Origin of the sequence: Pseudarthrobacter sp. NamE5 (assembly GCF_005796225.1) — a bacterium.
In the GTDB taxonomy this organism is placed as follows: Bacteria; Actinomycetota; Actinomycetes; order Actinomycetales; family Micrococcaceae; genus Arthrobacter.
In genome coordinates, this window is sequence record NZ_CM016730.1 from 143,819 (window position 1) to 161,539 (window position 17,721).

A 17,721-nucleotide genomic window follows, 5' to 3' on the forward strand; every position below is an offset into this window, starting at 1 on the left:
GGCCCAATCCGGACTTTCGAAAGGAGGAACCATGCAACAGTCCCTGAACCCCTGGATCACCAGCCCCGGCACCGAAACGTCGGAGGAGGAAAGACTTGATGCGCACCTGCCCCCGGCGGCTGTCATCAGTGCCCCACTAAAGGGCATGGTTGAACCCGACACAGCCGACCGCCTCGCCACCCGCACCATGACCGGTTCCGCAGCTTTGTGGATCATCGGCGCACATGGGGGAGCCGGCGAAAGCAGAATCGCGGACCTCCTTGGGGCACGCGCCACCGACCACTGCTGGCCCGTCCTCAATGACGGAAGCGAGCCACGGGCCCTGTTGGTCTGCCGCGCAGACATGCGCGGCCTCACAGCCGCCAGGAGTGCCCTGACCCAATGGGTATCAGGAGCCGCACCGAAAGCTGACCTGCTCGGCCTCGCGATCCTGGCGGACGCACCGGGAAAGACCCCCAAAGCGCTACGTGACTTCTCCGCCATCGTCGGCGGGGGAGCACCCCGGCTCTGGACCCTGCCCTGGGTCGAGGCATGGCGGCTCGGAAACGACACAGCCCCGCCCCGCGAATTTCAACGCTTCATTACTGACATAGCCAACCTGGCTGCCGACACATCAAACACCGCTCCCTGAAAGGTCTCACCATGAACTACTTCTCCGCACTTGCAACCGGTGTCATCCCCAACCCCACCCCGACCATTCCTGCAGAGGCAGACGGGCTGCTCCTGGTTCTGAACTGGGCCTCCGGCATCGGCCTGGTCCTCGGCGTCCTCGGCGTCATCATCGTCGGCATCGGCATGGTCATCCAGCTCCAGCGCGGCGAAGGCGCACAGGCCATCGGCAAACTCGGCTGGGTCCTCCTGGGCTGCATCATCATCACCGGTGCCGCCGGCATCGTCCGCGCCTTCGTCTAAGCCAGCACCAACAACGGGAGGTTCACCATGAGCCAGTCAACAGAGAGCACCACCGAAAGCAATCCGTTCACCAAACCCGGGTTCATCATTGCGGCCGCGCTGGTGGTTGCGCTGATCGCAGCAACCGTCATCATCTTCCTTCTCCCGAAAGGCCAGGGAAATGCCCAGCCGGCAGAGACCAGCGGCTCGGCCACTGTTAGCCCCAGCGCTTCAGCTGCAGTTAACAAGAGCATCTGCGGGCTTCCAGCATCTTCGGACGTGGCCCTGGGCTCAGCACCAAGTTCCAAGTGGGAGCTCGTAGGCCGAATGGCGGCGCCCACTGATCCCAACACGATTGGCCCCGGTGTAACCGCCGAAAATGGCTTCCGTTCTTGCTTCGCACAGTCCCCAACAGGAGCGCTCTATGCAGCTGCCAACATGGTGGCGCTCGGTGGCCTGAGCGATGAGGGAATTCAGAGAGAACTCATTGAGAAGCTTGTGGTCCCCGGTCGCGGGAGGGACGCAGCGCTAAAGGACATCCGGACTCCGTCCAGTGCAGATTCCTCGTCCATCCAGATCCGCGGGTTTGTCATTAAGGCTTATTCCACCACGGCGGCTCACGTGGACCTGGCCTTCTCAACGTCGACAGGCGAGTACGGCCACTGCGTCCTTCCGCTCAAGTGGATCGACGGTGATTGGAAAGTAGAGATTTCCGATGCTGGTGAACTTCTCAACGATGTCGCCCAGATTCGCGACTTGGGGGGATTCATCCCCTGGTCGGGAGCCTGACATGGACAAAGAATGCGGATTGATCGACTGGAAGTGCTCGACTCAGCAATTCATTAGTGGAATCACAGATGACGCTATCGGCAACCTGGCCAAGGCCATCATGGAGGGCATGAGCCAGATGGTGACGACTCTGTCTACCTTCTGGGTTTCAATGCCCACCGTGAACCTGGCCAGCGAGGACGGCAGCACACCAAGCCCTGTTGTTGCTGCGGTCAATAGCGAGTTGATGCCTTGGACGCTGGCGCTGGCAGTTCTTGCCGTTATCCTCGGCGGCATCCGGATGATTTGGGAACAGCGCGGGGCGCCACTCAAGGACCTGCTCCGCTCACTGCTCACACTCACGCTGGTGTCGGGCCTTGGCCTGGGGGTCATTTCGATCTTAGTGATTGCGGCCGACGCATTCTCTGTCGCCATCATCGAGCGTTCCACGGACGGGAAGGGCTTTGCTCAATCGATGAGCGTCCTTGTCATGACCGGCCAAACGGATGTTGGAGTATTCATCCTCATCGTCTTGGGCCTGGTCGGATTGATTGCTTCACTGGTCCAGATCGTCCTCATGGTGGTCCGTAGCGGCATGTTGGTAATCCTGGCCGGCATTCTGCCCACCACGGCCGCGTTCACGAACACGGAGATGGGCCGGCAGTGGTTCCAGAAAGCGGTCGGCTGGACCATCGCGTTCATTCTCTACAAGCCAGCGGCAGCCATCGTTTACTCGGTCGCGTTTCTCTTGATGGGCAAGACCACCGGACAGGACGCCCTGGTCGGCTCGATCACAGGCTTCACGCTGATGATCGTTGCCCTCTTCGCACTTCCGGCATTGATGCGCTTCGTGACACCGATGGTTGGAGCTGTCGCCGCAGGCAGCGGAGCAGCAGCCGGGGCTGCCGTGGGGGCAATGGCTACGGGAGCCGTGTCGCTGGGCCGTGGCAGCAGCGGACGAGGCAATGCCGCACCAATCCCCGCTACGACAAGCACTACGGCCAGTACCCAGAGCACTTCCACCGGCGCTTCACCGAAGGGCAGTGAAGGAGCGTCTGGTCCCCGAGGCGGGGGAGGTCAACCAACCCCCGGTGTTACGGGTCCGGGCGGAGCCGCTGGCGCTGCGGCCGCAGGCAAGGCAAGCTCCGCAGGAGCAGCGGCAGGGGCAAGCGGCGCGTCAGCAGCAGCCGGCCCGGCTGGCATGGCCCTAGCCGCCGGGGCACAAGTGGCAACCAAGACGTCACAGGCAGTCGAAAAGACTGCACAGGACTCAACCGGGGAGGGCCCCAGTGGCAGCAATTAACACCGAATACAAGGAACCGTTCTACGGCAACTGGCGCGTACCGCGCTCCGCCGGCCTGGGTAACCTCGGTGCCATTGGCACCGGGATTGTCATGGCCGGACTCTTGCTGGGCATCACCACTTTCGCGATCTGGGGCCTGTTCCCGGGCCTCGCTGTCCTCGCGCTTGCCGGGGCCAGCGCCCTGCTGCTCACGGTCAAGGACAAGCACGGCCAGTCCGTTGTAGACCGCTTCGGCACGCGCATGAGCTTCCGGCTCTCCAGGTCCACTGGAACGAACCTCTACCGCTCCGGCCCGCTGGGCGTAACCGAGTGGGGCATGTACCAGCTGCCTGGCCTGGCTGCGAAGTCGACCCTGTACGAGTTCACCGACTCATATAAGCGCCCGTTCGCCATGCTGCACGTGCCGGCGACCAGCCACTTCACTGTCATCTTCTCCACCGAACCCGACGGAGCGTCCCTGGTGGACCCTGAGCAGGTCGATGCGTGGGTCGCCAACTGGGGCGGTTGGCTCGCCGGCCTTGCCGACGAAGCAGGCCTCGACGCCGCGGCTGTCACCGTGGAGACCGCCCCTGATTCCGGGTACCGGCTCCGGAACGAGGTCGAGATGAACATCGACCCGAACGCACCCGAATTTGCCCAGGCCATTCTCCGCGAGGTCGTACACACCTACCCTGAGGGATCGGCAACGGTCCGCGCCTGGGTGTCCCTGACCTTCAACGCCTCCCTGCGGTCCGGGTCAAAAAAGCGCACCCCCGAAGACGTAGCCCGCGACCTCGCCTCCTGGATCCCCGGCCTGTCAGCCCGCCTGCAGTCCACCGGTGCCGGTATCGCCCGTCCGATGTCGGCGCAGGAGCTCTGTGAAGTCGTCCGTATCGCCTACGATCCCCCCGCCGCACTGATCATCGATGAAGCCCACGCCGCCGGTTCCCCCGTTGCCCTGGCCTGGGGCGAGGTCGGACCCACCGCGACGCAGGCAAACTGGGACGACTACCGGCACGACAGTGCATTCTCGGTCTCCTGGACCATGACCGGCGCACCCCGAGGCTCGGTGAACTCCTCGGTCCTGTCCCGGCTGCTGGCCCCGCACGGCGACATCGACCGCAAACGCGTGTCCCTGCTCTACCGTCCGATGGATTCCGCAAAGGCCGCAACCGTAGTCGAGCGGGACCAGAACAATGCCAACGTCCGCATCACCTCCGGAACCCGGCCCAGCGCCCGGGCCTTGGTCGATGCCCGTTCCGCCGTGCAGACCGCCCAGGAAGAAGCCCGCGGCGCCGGCCTGGTGAACTTCGGCATGGTCGTCACCGCCACAGTGACCGACAGGGAACGGCTGCCTGATGCCGTGGCCGCCATCGAACAGACCTCCGGCACCGCCCGGGTGCTGCTGCGCCGCGCCTACGGTGCGCAGGACACCGCGTTCGCGGCCTCCCTGCCGCTGGGACTGGTCCTGCCCAAACACAGCATGGTCCCCTCCGAAATCAAGGATGCCCTGTAATGGCCCTCAAAGACCTTTTAACGTCAATGACAGTAAAGCCAATAAAGGGGCCACAAAAGGCCAAGGCTTCGAAGCAGCCGGGAGAGGCCGGGCCGGGTGCCCGTGGCTGGTCCGGACGTGGTGGTGGTCTGGCCCAGCTCGTCCCGTCCGTGAAGGAGTACCGGGGGACCACGGTTCAGGTTTGCGGCCTGTGGCCGTTTTCCTCCGGCGCGTCCTCCCCAATGATCGGCGTTCCGCTGGGACGTCACGAGGAAACCCAGGCCACGGTCTGCTGTGACCCGATCAGCTGGTTCCAGCGCGCACGCCTCATCTCCACCCCTTCGGCTTTCATCCTCGGCAAGCCCGGGCTGGGCAAGTCCACCCTGGTCCGGCGGATGTTCCTGGGCCTCGCCGCCCAGGGCGTCAACCCTCTGGTCCTTGGGGACCTGAAAGGCGAGCACGTCAAAGCCGTCGAAGCTCTCGGCGGGCAGGTCATCAAGCTCGGCCGCGGCGTCGGCTACCTGAACATTCTCGATCCGGGCCAGGCTGTGGAAGTTGCCCTGGTCCTCGAGGAAAACGGCCACCACGAAGCCGCCACCCGGGTCCGCGCTGACGCGCACGGCCGCCGGCTGAACATGGTCGTTTCACTGATCACGATCAGCCGGAACAACCCGCCCACCGACCAGGAGCAGACCATCCTGGACCGGGCCCTGCGGGTCCTGGATGACCGGTTCGACGGCGTCCCAGTGTTGAAGGACCTGCTGGACGTGATCGTCTCTGCCCCGGATGAGCTGCGGCAGGTCGCGCTGGACCGTGGCAACATGAACGTCTATCTGCAGGAGACCCGGGCGCTGGAAGCGACCCTGCTGGGCCTGACCGGGGGAGGGAAGCTGGGAGAAATCTTCTCCCGGCAGACCAGCAACCCGATGAAGCGTGACCGCGCCGTGGTCTTCGACGTCTCAAGCATCGACGGAACCGAAACCGACCTCCAGGCCGCCGTGCTCCTCGCGTGCTGGTCCTACGGATTCGGAACCGTGAACGTCGCCAACGCCCTGGCCGACGCCGGCCTGGAGCTACGGCGGAACTACTTCGTGGTCCTGGACGAGCTCTGGCGGGCACTGCGGTCCGGGAAGGGCATGGTGGACCGTGTGGACGCCCTGACCCGTCTGAACCGGTCTGTGGGCGTCGGGCAGATCATGGTTTCGCACACCATGTCCGACCTGCTGGCACTACCTGCAGAAGAGGACCGGATGAAAGCCCGGGGCTTCGTCGAACGTTCCGGCATGGTGATCTGCGGCGGTCTGCCAGCTTCGGAGATGCCGCTGCTGACCTCAGCGATTCCGCTGTCCCGGCAGGAGCAGCAAAAGCTCATTTCCTGGCAGGACCCGCCCGCGTGGGACTCCCGCGGCCTCGACGTCGAACCCCCGGGCCGGGGCAAGTTCCTCATCAAGGTCGGCGGCCGTCCCGGTATTCCCGTCCAGATTGGGTTGACCTCGATTGAGAAGAACGACGGCCTGAACGATACCGATACCCGCTGGCACGCACCTGCGAAAACGCTCATGGACCCGGCAGCACCAGCGCTGCCGACAGAGGGAGGCGCGCTGTGAGTGCACCGAACCGCAAGGGAATGGGCCTCGAAGATGCCCTGCTGGTCTGGCTGGCCATCGGCGCCATCGTCGTCTTCGGCGGCGGCACCTACGCTGCCGTCCACCTTGGGTCCTGGATGGCCGGCATCGCCGCGCCCCCGGCGCATCCCATCGACCTGGTCGCCGGGCTCATCAAGGGCAAGGTGCCTTGGCCAGCCCAGTCCACCGTCGTCGCGTGCGTCATGGCTGGCCTGATCCTGGCTCTGGCCATTGTCGTAGTCGTGGCCTGGCGGAAAGGCGCGTCCAAGCGTGCCCGTGTAGATAAGGCCGCCCGTTATCTGGGCCGGGGCAAGTCGCTGGCAGTGTTCTCCGAGAAGGGAGCACAGGCCAAGGCCGAGCGTCTCGGTGTAAAGGACAATCCCGGGATCGTCGTGGGCAAGGTGGTCTCCACCGGCCAGAAGTTCGTCCAGTCCTGGGAAGACCTTAGCCTCGACATTTGGGGACCCCGAACGGGTAAGTCCACCTCGCGGGTGATGCCCGCGATTTTGGACGCGCCCGGTGCCGTTGTCTCGACCTCGAACAAGCGTGACGTCGTGGACGGCACGCGCGGCGTCCGCGAGGCCACGGCCCCGGTGTGGGTGTTCGATCCGCAGAAGATCGCTCAGGAGGAACCGGACTGGTGGTGGAATCCCCTCTCGTACGTCACTGACGAGGAGAAGGCGTACAAGCTCACCCAGCACTTCGCTGTCGGCTCGCGGGTTCCTGGGTCAAAGCCGGATGCCTACTTCGATCCCAAGGCCGAGGACATTCTCTCTTCGTATTTCCTCGCGGCCGCGCTGGGCGGGTTGCCGATCACGCAGGTCTACTTGTGGGTGACGGAGCAGGTCAGCCAGGAACCCATTGAGATCCTCCGGGAGCATGACTATGAGCTGCAGTACAAGGGCCTGGAGTCCACGTTGAAGCTGGCTGACAAGCAGCGGGACGGCATCTTCGGTACCGCCGAGAAGATGGTTCAGTGTCTCAAGAGCCGGAACACGCTGCGCTGGGTCGCCCCGACCGGCGGCGCCAGCGTGGCCAGTGAGGCCCGCCGGCAGTTCGACCCGCACGCCTTCGCTTCCTCCCAGGAGACGATCTACATCCTCTCCAAGGAAGGCGCCGGCTCCGCTGCCCCGCTCACAACCGCACTGACCGTCGCGATCGCGGAAGCCATGGAAGAGCGCGCCGAGCGCAGCGGCGGCCGCCTGCCCAAACCTGCACTGTTCGCCCTCGATGAGCTCGCCAACGTCGTCCGGTGGGCCGGCCTGCCGGACCAGTTCAGCCACTACGGCTCCAAGGGCCTGATCGTCATGGGCATCCTGCAGTCCTGGTCCCAGGGCGTCGAGCTCTGGGGCGAGGCGAACATGCGGAAGATCTGGTCCGCCGCGAACGTCAAGGTCTACGGCGGCGGCGTCGCCGAAGAAGGCTTCCTCCGCGCCCTTTCTGACCTGATCGGGGACTACAGCTACATCAACGTCTCCGTCTCCTCCGGGAAGTCCGGGTCCAGCCGCTCACGCCAGGAGGCAAAGGAACGCATCTTCGACGTCTCCAACCTCGCCGAGCTGGACCGCGGCCGCGCCGTCATCCTCGCCTCCGGTGCACCCGCCACCCTGGTCCACACCATGCCCTGGTACACCGGTCCGCGCAAGGACGCTGTGGAAGCATCCATCCAGAAGTACAGCCCACAGCCAGAGAAGGAACCAGTACCAGCAGCAGCGGCGCCGGCAGCAAATCCATGGGTGACCGGGTAGGGGAGTAGGGCATGACCATCGAGATCGGCCGGTTCAGTGAAGCTCCCAGCCCGGAGGCAGAAGAAACCGGTGCTGGGGCCGGCGAACACCAGAAGCCCCCGGAGCTGGTCTACGGCTCTGCCGAAGAGTTCCTGCACGAACAGCTGCTCCCCACCTACGTCCGTGATGTTGACGGCCGCGCTGCCAAGTGGTGCATCGAATGGTACTTCCACCCGGAAGCTGTCTCCCGCGTGGAAGCACTGTGGCGGGCCTGGGAACACCTCAGACTCGACGGAGCCACCGGCATCAGCGTCTGGTTCAAAGACCACGCAGACCACCACATGAGCGTGCTCCTCGCCCCCCGCGGCCCGTTCTACAAATGCGACATGCAAAAGCACCGCGACCCCGAACACCTCGAACCAAAGAAAGCCCCGGAAGGCTGGTTCCCGGACGTCCGAACTATCTCCGGATAATGCTGGGGGTAGAAGTAGCTTGCACAACAAAATCAGGGCCGAAAAGTTCAATAACTTCCGGCCCTGATTTTATTTTTTACTGGTTTTAGTGTGCTGCTTCGTACTTCTCTACGACTTCCGCCTGAATCCGCCCACGGGTGTTGACCGGTATGCCGTTCTCAGCCGCCCACATCCGCACCGCCTTGGCGTTAGGTACACCCTGGGAAGACTTAGTGCTAGTACGGGCCGCCGGACGGCCTCGTCCGCCGGAGACCTTACGGCCGGCGTTAGTGAAGCGGGCCAGGGCTTCACGCAGTTCATTTGCATGTCCCTCGTTGAGATCAATTTCGTATTCACCGCCGTCGAGAGCGAAAGATACCGTTTCCTTAGCTTCGGAGCCGTCAATATCATCTTCCAGCAGCACGACTGTCTTTTTTGCCATAAATCAAGACTATCAGCGTGCTGACTATGCGGTACGCCGCCCAAACAAGCAATAGCTGCCGAGCTAAGACATCCCGATGACATAACGCCTTTGTTGATGTAAGTGGCAATAAGGGAAAAGAGGGCACCTCATAACGGCGCCAGAAAGCCAGTAGTCCACGGTTGGGGTCAATCCGGGTTATCCACGGCTGGAAATCGGGAGCCATCGGGGTAGCTCCCTTAGCCGCGGTAGCGGTGGATAATCCATCAGGATTGTCCCCGGCTGTGGGCGGCGGAACCAATTGTCCAGACGGCCTCCCGACACTAGCGAACACCTTGTGTGCCGCGATTCCGACGAAGTAGCCCTCGTCCTGCAGTGTCTTGAGCGGCACATTAAGCTCACGCGTGCCGAACCCGGCTGCGTCTCGTTCCATGTGGCTCCTACGGACGACCGACCCTCTGGTCTTGCAGGTGCGGGAACAGTTTCGCGACGCGGCCGCGTGTAAAGTACACCAGCAGCGGGTAGTTGCCAGCGACTGGGGACGAGCCACTGCAGGGATCGAACGCCGCTACACACTCGAAGGGCTCTAGACGTGACCGGGCGGCCGGCATAAGGGAGACCGGCTACGCTGTCTCACGATGAGCCGCGTGGGTCTCCGTACCTGTGGCTCAGGAGCAGGCCCCAGGCCGGCAGCCCGAGCAGCCAGCCGCCCGCTCACCAGCGAACGTTTGTCAGCGCTAGCGGCACCAACAGGGGGCCGGGAAGCAGGAACGCCGCGGCCTGCCGCAGCGACGGGAGCTTTCCGGTAGGACCGAATATGCAGGCCGCGATCAGCAGGTAGGTGGTCGCGTACCAGGGCAGCAGCCGGATCACCGGATCGGCCAGGTTGAACATCATCAGCGTCAGCGCGGGGACCATGACGCACACCCGGGCAAACTCCATGGACGGCGGGTGTCGGCGGTGGCCACCGGTTACCGGCGCTCCAGCCACCGTGCGTAGAGCTCGCCACTGTTCTCCAGGACTGACGCCGAATAGGCCATGCCGCCGGTGATGCTCGTCAGGGCTGCCGCGACGAAGCCGATGATGGGAAGCAACTCCGGGAACTTGATTTCCGGGATGAACCAGAACAATGCGGCGACGATCAGCACAGATATGATCGCCGAGATTTTGATGGCCGGTGGATTGGTGCGGAGGGCCTGGTCCACACGGGCGATGTCGGTGGCGGGTTTTGGAAGCTTCCGGGAGAACCGCGCCCCCAGCGTCACGAGCCAGCCCACGGACGAGAGGCCGGCGCCAAGGGCCATCGCGAAGATGCCCCGCTCAGTGTCCTGGCCGAGCAACCCGGAGAGCGCCGCATCAACGGCACCAGGGATAGCGATTACTGCCCCATACCACCAGGCAAAGAAAACCCAAGTCCGGCGCTGCGCATAACCGAAGGCTTCTGCCCGCGAATCCCTTGCCACCACGGTGGCGTCCCCCAAAGTCATGGACCGCACTCTACCGGTTTCCGCTGCCTGCTCCATCACGAGCGCCGGACACCGACCACCCGAAAGCCTGCTGACAAGAGCAGTCGCCCGGATCGGTCAGTGTTGGTCAGATGCCTTGGTAGTCCCCGGATCCTTGCTTGGGGACAACCCATTCACCCTTTTCGGTCCGCTCTCCGCGCATGACCCCGAACATCATGTCGGTGATCCCTGTAGGGTCACCTCCGCAACGGACGAAGTCTTCCCGCCGGCGCCTTACGGATCGTAAGGTGACGCTCACGTTCACGACGCTTGCCTGCGCTGCTCCGATGGCAGCACCAACCAGGTAGAGAGCCTCGTTCTAAGGACTAAACGGAAGGAGGATGCAGGCACCGGCAGCGCCAACGAACAGCACAGCCAACACCGCCCCCACAACCACGGCTCCGCGCAGCGATGAGTTGCTTGGCCTGCTGATAGGGACCAACCTGGTCGGGTCCACCGGTGTTTGCCCGGTGCGTGCACGGCGCCCTGTCGGCTGCGTCATGGGCCTGCTCCTATTCTTCATCACGCAGTGAAATCTAAGCATGAAACGGGATGCAGGGCCGCAGCTCGAACAGGGAGCTGCGACTGTCTCACGAAACCCTTAAGGCTATGCACGATCGTCCGGCACCCGCCGACACAAAGCTAAGCACGAGGGACGGCAGTCAGGTTTGAATCTAAGACTTCTCACTGGGCATGTGCAGAAACTAGCTATCGCACCCTATTCTGACGGTCTTTTCAGCGTTTCCTGACGTCCGGTTGGGGTGTGCTTTGTCGGACGATCCCGCGCTTGAATCAGCACGATTAGTTCCAAATTGAATATGCACGGTTACCAGTTGGGGGGCGGTCCACGGAGTCCTCTCCACCTGCAACCGCGGCTGAGTACGGGGACCCTTGCCTAGTCTTCCTCTACTTAGAAGTCATGCGCGGGCTGTTTTGTGATCTCCAGCGCTTCGCCGATTTGAGTTGCGCTGCCCCCGCCTCGCGGTTCGAGGCGGGCCTGCATGCGGAACACCTGCAAGGGGCCGATGTCCAGGACGGTCAGGCCCGGGTACTGGAGGAATGTGATCGTCTAGAGCGGGGCTTCGTGTTGGGGGTAGGGGATTCGGGCATAGGCATGTTTCAGGCAATTGAGGCGGAGGACGGCGGCGGGCAGTAGCCTGCCTCCATCCTTGCGCTGCGATTGTGGGGTGGGGCGTCGTTTATCGCTCTCGTTGGGGAGAGCGCAGCAGGAGAACTGCCAGGATAGCGGCCAGCAGGGTGAACGCTGCGGTGGTCAGGAATGCGGCGCGGGCCCCGGGGACGAACTGGCCGGGGACGGCTCCGGCGGCGTAGACCGAGACGATGACCGCGAGTCCGATGGCGCCGCCCAGCTGCTGGACCGTCTGGAGCAGGCCGGAAGCCGATCCGGTGTGCTGCGGGTCGACCCCGCCCATCACTAGGGAGGCAGCAGGCATAAAGGTCAGTCCAGCCGAGATGCCGTTGATCAGCAGGGGGGTGAGGACCGCAGTGGCGTAGCCGCTGCTGTTGTCGATGTTGCTGAGCCAGACGTAGCTGATGGTGAGGCCGAGGGTGCCGGTGATCAGCAGCGGGGCCTGTCCGAAGCGGGCCACCAGCTTGGGCGCGATGCGTGCCATGGCGAAGATTCCTAATGTCATCGGTAAGAACGCGGCCCCGGCGGCGATGGGGCCGAAGTGCAGCGCCCGCTGGAGGTACTGCACGACCAGGAAGAACGTCGCGATCTGGGAGCCGAAGACCAGGGTCGTGACGGCGAGGGCCCCGAGGCGGCGGCGGTCGCACAGCAGGGAGGGCACCAACATCGGGTTGGCGACCCGGGGTTCGGTGACGGCCAAGGCGGCCAGGAGCACAACTCCGGCCGCGAGGCAGCCGATGGTCTGTGGGGAGGTCCAGCCATAGTCGGGTGCGCCGGTCAGTGCCCAGACGATTGCCACGGCCGCGCCGGTGGCGCAGAGCGCGCCGATGAGGTCGAACCGTCCGGGGTCGCGAGGGGTTTCGGCAACGAAGAGCGGAGCGAGGGCGATCACGGCGATGCCGATGGGGACGTTGATGAACAAGGTCCAGCGCCAGGAGCCGACTTCCGTGACCAAGCCGCCGAGGAGGAGGCCGAGGGTGCTACCGCCGATGCCGACGGCGGCGAACAAAGCGAGGGCCCGGTTGCGCGCCGCGCCGTCGCGGGCGCTGGTAGTGAGCAGGGCGAGCACTCCGGGTGCTGCGAGGGCTGCGCCTATGCCTTGGGCCGCCCGGGCGGCGATCAGCAAGTCCGGGGTCTGGGCAAAGCCCCCGAGCAGCGAGGAAGCGGTAAAGACGGTCAGGCCGATGAGGAAGACGCGCAGTCGGCCGTATTTGTCTCCTAGCCGGCCACCGGTCAGCATCAGGCCGCCGAAGGCAATGGTATAGGCATTGACGACCCACGACAGGGAGGACGGGCCGAGGCCCAGTCCGGTACCGATGCTGGGCAGGGCCACGTTGACGATGGTGCCGTCCAGGGTGAGCATCAGCTGCCCGACGAGCACGATCATGATGCCGACGACGGCGCGACGGCTGTTCCGCGCCAGCGTCGCCGGCGATTGGGTGGACGAAGCTGGTGGGTTCGACTCAGGGGTGCGATGGGTGGCGGGCATGGCGAGGTTCTTTTCTGGCCTTCAACGGGCCGACGGAGCGTGAGCGGTGCGCGGAGCGGCGGTTGGCCTGTGGCACCGAAGGGCAGGTGGCGTTAGGGGGTGGGCCGGTCGAGGCAAGCCGGGCAAGAAATGTCGGCGAGGTGACGCGCGCCCGGCCGGGTCCGAGCAGCAAAGCTCGTATGACAGGGGCTGGCTTCTCAGACTTGAGCCATGCCGCGTCAACGGAGAGCTCGACGCCGGCGATGGAACTGCAAGCACCGCTGGAAAGGAAAGCCGCGAACCTAGGTTCATCCTTTTCTCCTTCCATTTGAGTGTGCCCCGCATCCTGCGGGCGGCGGCGGAAAAGCTCTACACTAAGGAAAGTGGAGGCATCTCCGCTTCAACTATAAACGGAGATGCCTCCAGTTAGCAACATGTGGAGGAGTCTCCAGATAATTCCTACGAGAAAGGCTCTCCGTGACTACAGAGGCCAGCCGACCGCTGCGGGCCGACGCGCGACGTAACCGCGAAAAGATCCTTTCCGCTGCCGTACGCGTCTTCGCTGAAGAAGGGCTGGAGGCGCACCTCGAGCGCATTGCGAAGGAAGCGGGTGTAGGCTCCGGCACTCTCTACCGCAACTTCCCAACCCGCGAGGCGCTGATCGAGGCCGCCTACCGCAACGAACTGAGCCGGCTGTGCGACGCGGCCCCCGACCTACTGGCGACCCTGCCGCCACGCGAAGCGCTCCGCGCCTGGATGGGACGCTTTATCGACTACGCTACTGCGAAACTGGGGATGGCCGAGGCCCTTCGCGCCATTGTCGACTCCGGCGTCAACCCCTACGCCCATAGCCGGGAGCTGATTATGAACGCTCTCGCCTCGCTTCTGGACGCCGCGACCGCCGCCCGAAGCATCAGGCCGGACATCAACGCAACGGTCATGTTCGCCGCCCTCACCGGCGTCGCCCTCGCCTCAGGAAAGCCTGAAGAGCGCGAACAGGCCGAACAGCTTCTCGACCTCATCCTCGACGGACTAGGGCACGGCATCACCGACTGAGTGAGCTGACCCTTCAGATACTCGCTCTCGTCGTCAACCCGCAAAGTGGGAGATATTCGCTACTGCGAGACCACTGGCACATCGGCAGAAATTCCCTGGAGGCAGGTCCTGGCTGGCCAGGAATGTGCGATTCTTTCGTCTATAGACGGCCGAGGCTATGTCTATCCAGCCTAGGTGTGGAGCATTGCCGCGAGTTCCTTTGCTGCACTACTAGGTCCAGAAAACACTGGTCGGTTAGTCCTTTCCGCGAGCAGGCTGACAGCGGGAGCGAGAGAATATTGTGCTAAGAGCAGCGCATATCCTGCGGGAGCTTGACTAACGGCATTTGTCAGCATGTCGGCGAGGAGTTCCCGGTCGCCAGAGTGGGCAGCCTTTGCTGCTTCCGGCACTGTAACTGGAAGTACCGTCATGGCGCTTTTTACGTGTTGCAGGTGCGTGCTTAGTCGATCGGCGGAATCCCGGGCTGCGGCCTCAATTGATGCAAGTACGAGCACTCCACGTGCCTGAGAACGAGTGACATCTTTGAAGGCAGCTTCATCCGGTGGGAGGACGGGAACGGGGGAGCGGGAGTAGTCTGCTGTTACAAATCCGTAGAGTGAGCATGTGAGCAGAATGCCGCGTGCTTTGCCAGCGAGTGCATGGTCAATAAGGCGGTTCATGCGACGGTGCAGCTCGGAGGTGACTTTGCCGTGGGCTTGTGCGTCCACCAGGAGGCGGTCATCAAGGATGTTCCACAGCTCGTAGTCCGGCAAGCGGATTTGGAGTGCCTCCTGCGCCGGGCCGATCGCCAAATTGGTGGCGCTGATCAGGGCAATTGTGGGTGTATTCACGAGGCCCGTCCCTGCGCGGGCTCGTATCCAAGGGGCCCCCGCCACCATAAGCTCTCAAGTGTCGACGTGGTTGGTTCGTACTCGCAGCCTATCCAGCCGTCGTAGCCAATGTTGTCGAGCTGGTCGAATACGGCGGAGTAGGCGATCTCGCCAGTTCCTGGTTCATGGCGGTGCGGAGAGTCGGCGACTTGAACGTGGGCAATTTGAGGCGCAAGGTTCTGCAATCGTTCCAACACGTTCCCGCCGCTGCGCTGGACATGGAAGACATCAAACAGGACCCCAAGCTTTGGCGAATCGAGAACTGCAGCGATTTCTGCAGCGTGCTCGATCTCATCCAGGCTGTGCCGAGGCATAGTGAATCTGTTGATGGCCTCCATGACCAGCACTGTATTGGTATTCTGCGCTTGTTCGAGCGCCCAGGACATGTTGGCAACCAGGGTCGCCGCCGCTTGTCGTCTGGTCACCTCCGGAGGCACGTTGCCGGCCATAACGTGTATCACCCCGGCATCCAGCCAGTCCGCGTATTCAAGTGCTGAGAGGAAACCGTTTCGAAACTCCTGCTCGCAGCCAGGGACGCCAGCGGATCCGAATTCGCTAGGACTGCCGGTCGGCCCTCCAGGGGTGTTGATCAGAACCTGCTTTAGTCCAGCCCGGTCCAGCCAGCCCCGCAGTTTGGTGGGTTCGAAGGCGTATGGGTTCGGATACTCAACACCTTGAAACCCGGCATGGGCAGCGGCCTGAAACCTGGATTCGAAGTCGAGTTCCTTGAAAAGCCATTTGAGGTTTGCGGCCAACTTTGCCTTGCGCATCTTCGTCACCACTCTCTCGTGATAGTTTAATATACGTAAAGTATATCCTATGGCAATGGCTTGCGGGTTGAAGCTGGGAGACGAGGGGGAGTGCTTTGCCGGATTCGAAGAAGTCCTTGACGGACCAGGCGGTGGAGAAGATCCGGTCGAGTATCATCGATCTGACGCTCGCGCCTGGCACGCGAATTGACGAACCGATGCTTTTGTCCGAGTTTGCGTTGGGGCGCACCCCTGCACGGGAGGCGCTGAACCGTCTGGCCGCAGAAGGATTTGTATCGATAGTTCAGAACCGCGGGGGGATGTTCGTCCGCGGGCTGGACTTCCCGGAGATGATCGACATCCTGGTGGCGCAGCAGGTGGCTGAAAATCTCCTTGGGCACTTGTTGAACTTTTCTGACCCGCACCTCGCCGACGATCTGACCGCGATACAAACGCGGTACAGGAACGTCATCGATTCCGGCAACTATCTGCAAATCACTGCACTGAATGAGGCCTTCCACCTTAGAATGCACCAGTCGGTGGGAAATAGCTTCGTTTACAGTTACGCCCGGTCCACCCACAGGCATGTACGTCGACTGAATGTGTATATTTATCGGCTTGAATCCTTCACCCCGGCTGACCAGCGCGAACAATTTGCCAAGAATGCTGGAGAGCACGACCGGATCATCGATCTCATACGGCGACGCAGCCGGGAACCGCTGGTCACCCTGCTGAACCATCACGCCAGAACTGCCCAGGAGCGGCTGCTGCTTGTGCTTGGTGCGGCCACCGCCAGTCCTTTTCCCATTGACACGCCGCCTGCTGAACAGTTCGGTTTCATGTCGGGGGAGCTGCCCACGGGACACCGCACAAGCAGACAGCGTTCTGCCGCCGCGCCCGTCTAGGGCCGGGCCTTCCTGTGTCACTCCAAATATTTTGGTCCACCATCTTCACGAAGGACCCAAAGCTAATATACTTTACGTATATGCGACGCCAGTGAGGGCGGTACGCTTCGGAAAGGACTGAAAAGTGAACGCGAGCATTGATTCGATCGAGCAAGTAGTGGGAACGAAGGTCCGCCGGGACATCAGCAATCTGGTGGATTTCTCCCGGGGGCAACTTGCTTTGGCCGCTGAGTCCCTGGCGGGGCACCCGGCTCCCCATGTAGGTATCATTTGTGGATTCTTCGTCCGCCATGCGGAGCCTGCTTCACCGGAAACTGACGGACTGAACGGGATGGCGCAACTGGCTGCAGGGCTTCTTGAAGCCGGTGTGCGCGTCACGGTAATCACGGATGCGCCCTGCGCGAAAGCCGTGTGGGCAGTGACCAAGGTCTTGCCCGGCAAGGTAGGCCTGGAAGTCGTTGACGTTGATGCTGATGCGGTACGTACGCTGCGGACTCGTCTGGCGGCAGATTCTCAACCCATGACGCACCTGGTTGCTATCGAGCGATGCTCGCTGGCTAAGGATGGAAAACCTCACCGGGAGCACGGATGGGACATCTCAGGCGACACAGCACCGCTCGACTACCTCTTCGCTGATGAGGACTGGACGGCGCCCTGGATAACGATCGGAATCGGGGACGGCGGAAACGAAATTGGCATGGGGAACCTGCCCCAGGAGATCGTCGAGCGTGACATCCCCAACGGAGCAAAGATCGCCGCAGTCACTGGCTCGACCTATCTCCTGGTGGCCGGAGTAGCGAACTGGGGTGCGTACGGGTTGCTGGCGGCGCTTGCTGTCCTGCGGCCTGAGCTGCGCGAGAACCTGCTGCGGCACTTCAATGGTGAGTTCGAATCCGCTGTGCTCACAGCAGCGGTTGAAGTAGGCCAAGCGATCGACGACAGCCGCGTCGACCGCCCCGGTCAGTTGCAGATGACAATCGACCGGTTGCCCCTGGAAGATCACATCAAAGTAATCGAACAGATCCGTGATCTGGTCTTCCAGGAAGTCCCCGCCTAAGCGGAACTGATCTTCACCAACAGGGCCCCCGAAATGCTTGTTCCAAAGCGTTCCGGGGGCCCTGATGTTATCTTCCTGACCTCCCTTGTCCTAGAGGATCCCTTGTCCCACTAGTTGACCCGACACTGTTGTGCGGCTTTCGCGCGGCATTACTGTCGGTGCCCGCCAGGAGCGGCAGTAGTGGGGGAGGCGCGGCTCCGCACGAGGCTCTGCCCCTAGGAAGCAATGTCTTTCCTGGTGCAGGCCGGTGCTAGCGGCAATACCAGAGGGGCCGGGACCTTGACGGGGCCAGGTCCCAGCC

General features: G+C 62.9%; 18 protein-coding genes. 12 read left to right on the forward strand and 6 right to left on the reverse strand.

The genetic code is table 11. The features are described 5' to 3' along the window. Nucleotides 1-31 precede the first annotated feature (31 nt). Genes FDW84_RS00770 through FDW84_RS00805 form a run of 8 tightly spaced genes read left to right on the forward strand, consistent with a single transcriptional unit; the run spans nt 32 to nt 8,261 of the window. Entirely contained in the window at nt 32-631 is a 600-nt protein-coding gene (locus tag FDW84_RS00770) for a DUF6668 family protein (protein WP_138605612.1), read from the forward strand. A gap of 11 nt (nt 632-642) precedes the next feature. Then, the gene (locus FDW84_RS00775) at nt 643-912 is read left to right on the forward strand and encodes a hypothetical protein (protein WP_012623549.1); all 270 of its coding nucleotides are present in this window, start codon (nt 643-645) and stop codon (nt 910-912) included. A gap of 27 nt (nt 913-939) precedes the next feature. Next, nucleotides 940-1,680, forward strand: coding sequence for a DUF8175 domain-containg protein (locus FDW84_RS00780; RefSeq protein ID WP_138605614.1), 741 nt, complete (start codon nt 940-942; stop codon nt 1,678-1,680). A 1-nt stretch (nt 1,681) separates the two neighbouring features. Then, nucleotides 1,682-2,962: a TrbL/VirB6 family protein gene (locus tag FDW84_RS00785; RefSeq protein WP_171046593.1), complete on the forward strand. Its 1,281-nt coding sequence runs from the start codon at nt 1,682-1,684 to the stop codon at nt 2,960-2,962. Beyond that, complete coding sequence (locus FDW84_RS00790) at nt 2,949-4,457, forward strand: SCO6880 family protein (RefSeq protein WP_138605616.1); 1,509 nt, start codon at nt 2,949-2,951, stop codon at nt 4,455-4,457. Before FDW84_RS00785 ends, FDW84_RS00790 begins: the two co-directional genes overlap by 14 nt. Continuing rightward, nucleotides 4,457-6,043 (forward strand): helicase HerA domain-containing protein, encoded by a 1,587-nt coding sequence (locus FDW84_RS00795; protein WP_371419111.1) that lies wholly within the window; start codon nt 4,457-4,459, stop codon nt 6,041-6,043. The genes FDW84_RS00790 and FDW84_RS00795 overlap by 1 nt, the downstream gene beginning before the upstream one ends. Further along, entirely contained in the window at nt 6,040-7,809 is a 1,770-nt protein-coding gene (locus FDW84_RS00800) for a type IV secretory system conjugative DNA transfer family protein (RefSeq protein WP_138605618.1), read from the forward strand. The genes FDW84_RS00795 and FDW84_RS00800 overlap by 4 nt, the downstream gene beginning before the upstream one ends. Before the next feature lie 11 nt (nt 7,810-7,820). Beyond that, nucleotides 7,821-8,261, forward strand: a complete 441-nt coding sequence (locus tag FDW84_RS00805; RefSeq protein ID WP_138605620.1) for a DUF4913 domain-containing protein — start codon at nt 7,821-7,823, stop codon at nt 8,259-8,261. An 85-nt stretch (nt 8,262-8,346) separates the two neighbouring features. On the opposite strand, the gene FDW84_RS00810 is transcribed toward FDW84_RS00805, so the two are convergent. The 3 genes from FDW84_RS00810 to FDW84_RS00825 all read right to left on the reverse strand — a co-directional run bounded on the left by FDW84_RS00810 (nt 8,347) and on the right by FDW84_RS00825 (nt 10,148). After that, nucleotides 8,347-8,682 carry a histone-like nucleoid-structuring protein Lsr2 gene (locus FDW84_RS00810; protein ID WP_138605622.1) on the reverse strand — a complete coding sequence of 112 codons (336 nt, stop codon included), beginning with the start codon at nt 8,680-8,682 and terminating at the stop codon, nt 8,347-8,349. A gap of 693 nt (nt 8,683-9,375) precedes the next feature. Continuing rightward, nucleotides 9,376-9,603 carry a hypothetical protein gene (locus FDW84_RS00820; protein ID WP_171046594.1) on the reverse strand — a complete coding sequence of 76 codons (228 nt, stop codon included), beginning with the start codon at nt 9,601-9,603 and terminating at the stop codon, nt 9,376-9,378. A gap of 29 nt (nt 9,604-9,632) precedes the next feature. Beyond that, nucleotides 9,633-10,148, reverse strand: a complete 516-nt coding sequence (locus FDW84_RS00825) for a hypothetical protein (RefSeq protein ID WP_138605626.1) — start codon at nt 10,146-10,148, stop codon at nt 9,633-9,635. Nucleotides 10,149-10,507: 359 nt separating this feature from the next. On the opposite strand from FDW84_RS00825, the gene FDW84_RS00830 reads away from it, so the two are divergent. Then, a complete protein-coding gene (locus FDW84_RS00830; protein WP_138605628.1) occupies nt 10,508-10,699 on the forward strand; it encodes a hypothetical protein in 192 nt (63 codons plus the stop codon). A 666-nt stretch (nt 10,700-11,365) separates the two neighbouring features. Here FDW84_RS00830 and FDW84_RS00835 read toward each other — a convergent pair. Further along, complete coding sequence (locus FDW84_RS00835; RefSeq protein WP_138605630.1) at nt 11,366-12,805, reverse strand: MFS transporter; 1,440 nt, start codon at nt 12,803-12,805, stop codon at nt 11,366-11,368. A 456-nt stretch (nt 12,806-13,261) separates the two neighbouring features. On the opposite strand from FDW84_RS00835, the gene FDW84_RS00840 reads away from it, so the two are divergent. Continuing rightward, the gene (locus tag FDW84_RS00840) at nt 13,262-13,840 is read left to right on the forward strand and encodes a TetR/AcrR family transcriptional regulator (RefSeq protein ID WP_138605632.1); all 579 of its coding nucleotides are present in this window, start codon (nt 13,262-13,264) and stop codon (nt 13,838-13,840) included. A 170-nt stretch (nt 13,841-14,010) separates the two neighbouring features. Here FDW84_RS00840 and FDW84_RS00845 read toward each other — a convergent pair whose 3' ends face one another. Together FDW84_RS00845 and FDW84_RS00850 are read right to left on the reverse strand one after the other, a co-directional pair. After that, nucleotides 14,011-14,670 carry a hypothetical protein gene (locus FDW84_RS00845; protein ID WP_138605634.1) on the reverse strand — a complete coding sequence of 220 codons (660 nt, stop codon included), beginning with the start codon at nt 14,668-14,670 and terminating at the stop codon, nt 14,011-14,013. Then, on the reverse strand, nt 14,667-15,479 hold the full coding sequence (locus tag FDW84_RS00850) for a hydroxypyruvate isomerase family protein (RefSeq protein WP_138605749.1): 813 nt from the start codon (nt 15,477-15,479) through the stop codon (nt 14,667-14,669). Before FDW84_RS00850 ends, FDW84_RS00845 begins: the two co-directional genes overlap by 4 nt. A 116-nt stretch (nt 15,480-15,595) precedes the next feature. Here FDW84_RS00850 and FDW84_RS00855 point away from each other — a divergent pair, with 116 nt between their 5' ends. Then, entirely contained in the window at nt 15,596-16,363 is a 768-nt protein-coding gene (locus FDW84_RS00855; RefSeq protein WP_171046595.1) for a GntR family transcriptional regulator, read from the forward strand. Between the two features lie 124 nt (nt 16,364-16,487). After that, nucleotides 16,488-17,420: a glutamate cyclase domain-containing protein gene (locus tag FDW84_RS00860; protein WP_138605638.1), complete on the forward strand. Its 933-nt coding sequence runs from the start codon at nt 16,488-16,490 to the stop codon at nt 17,418-17,420. Nucleotides 17,421-17,721: the final 301 nt, after the last annotated feature.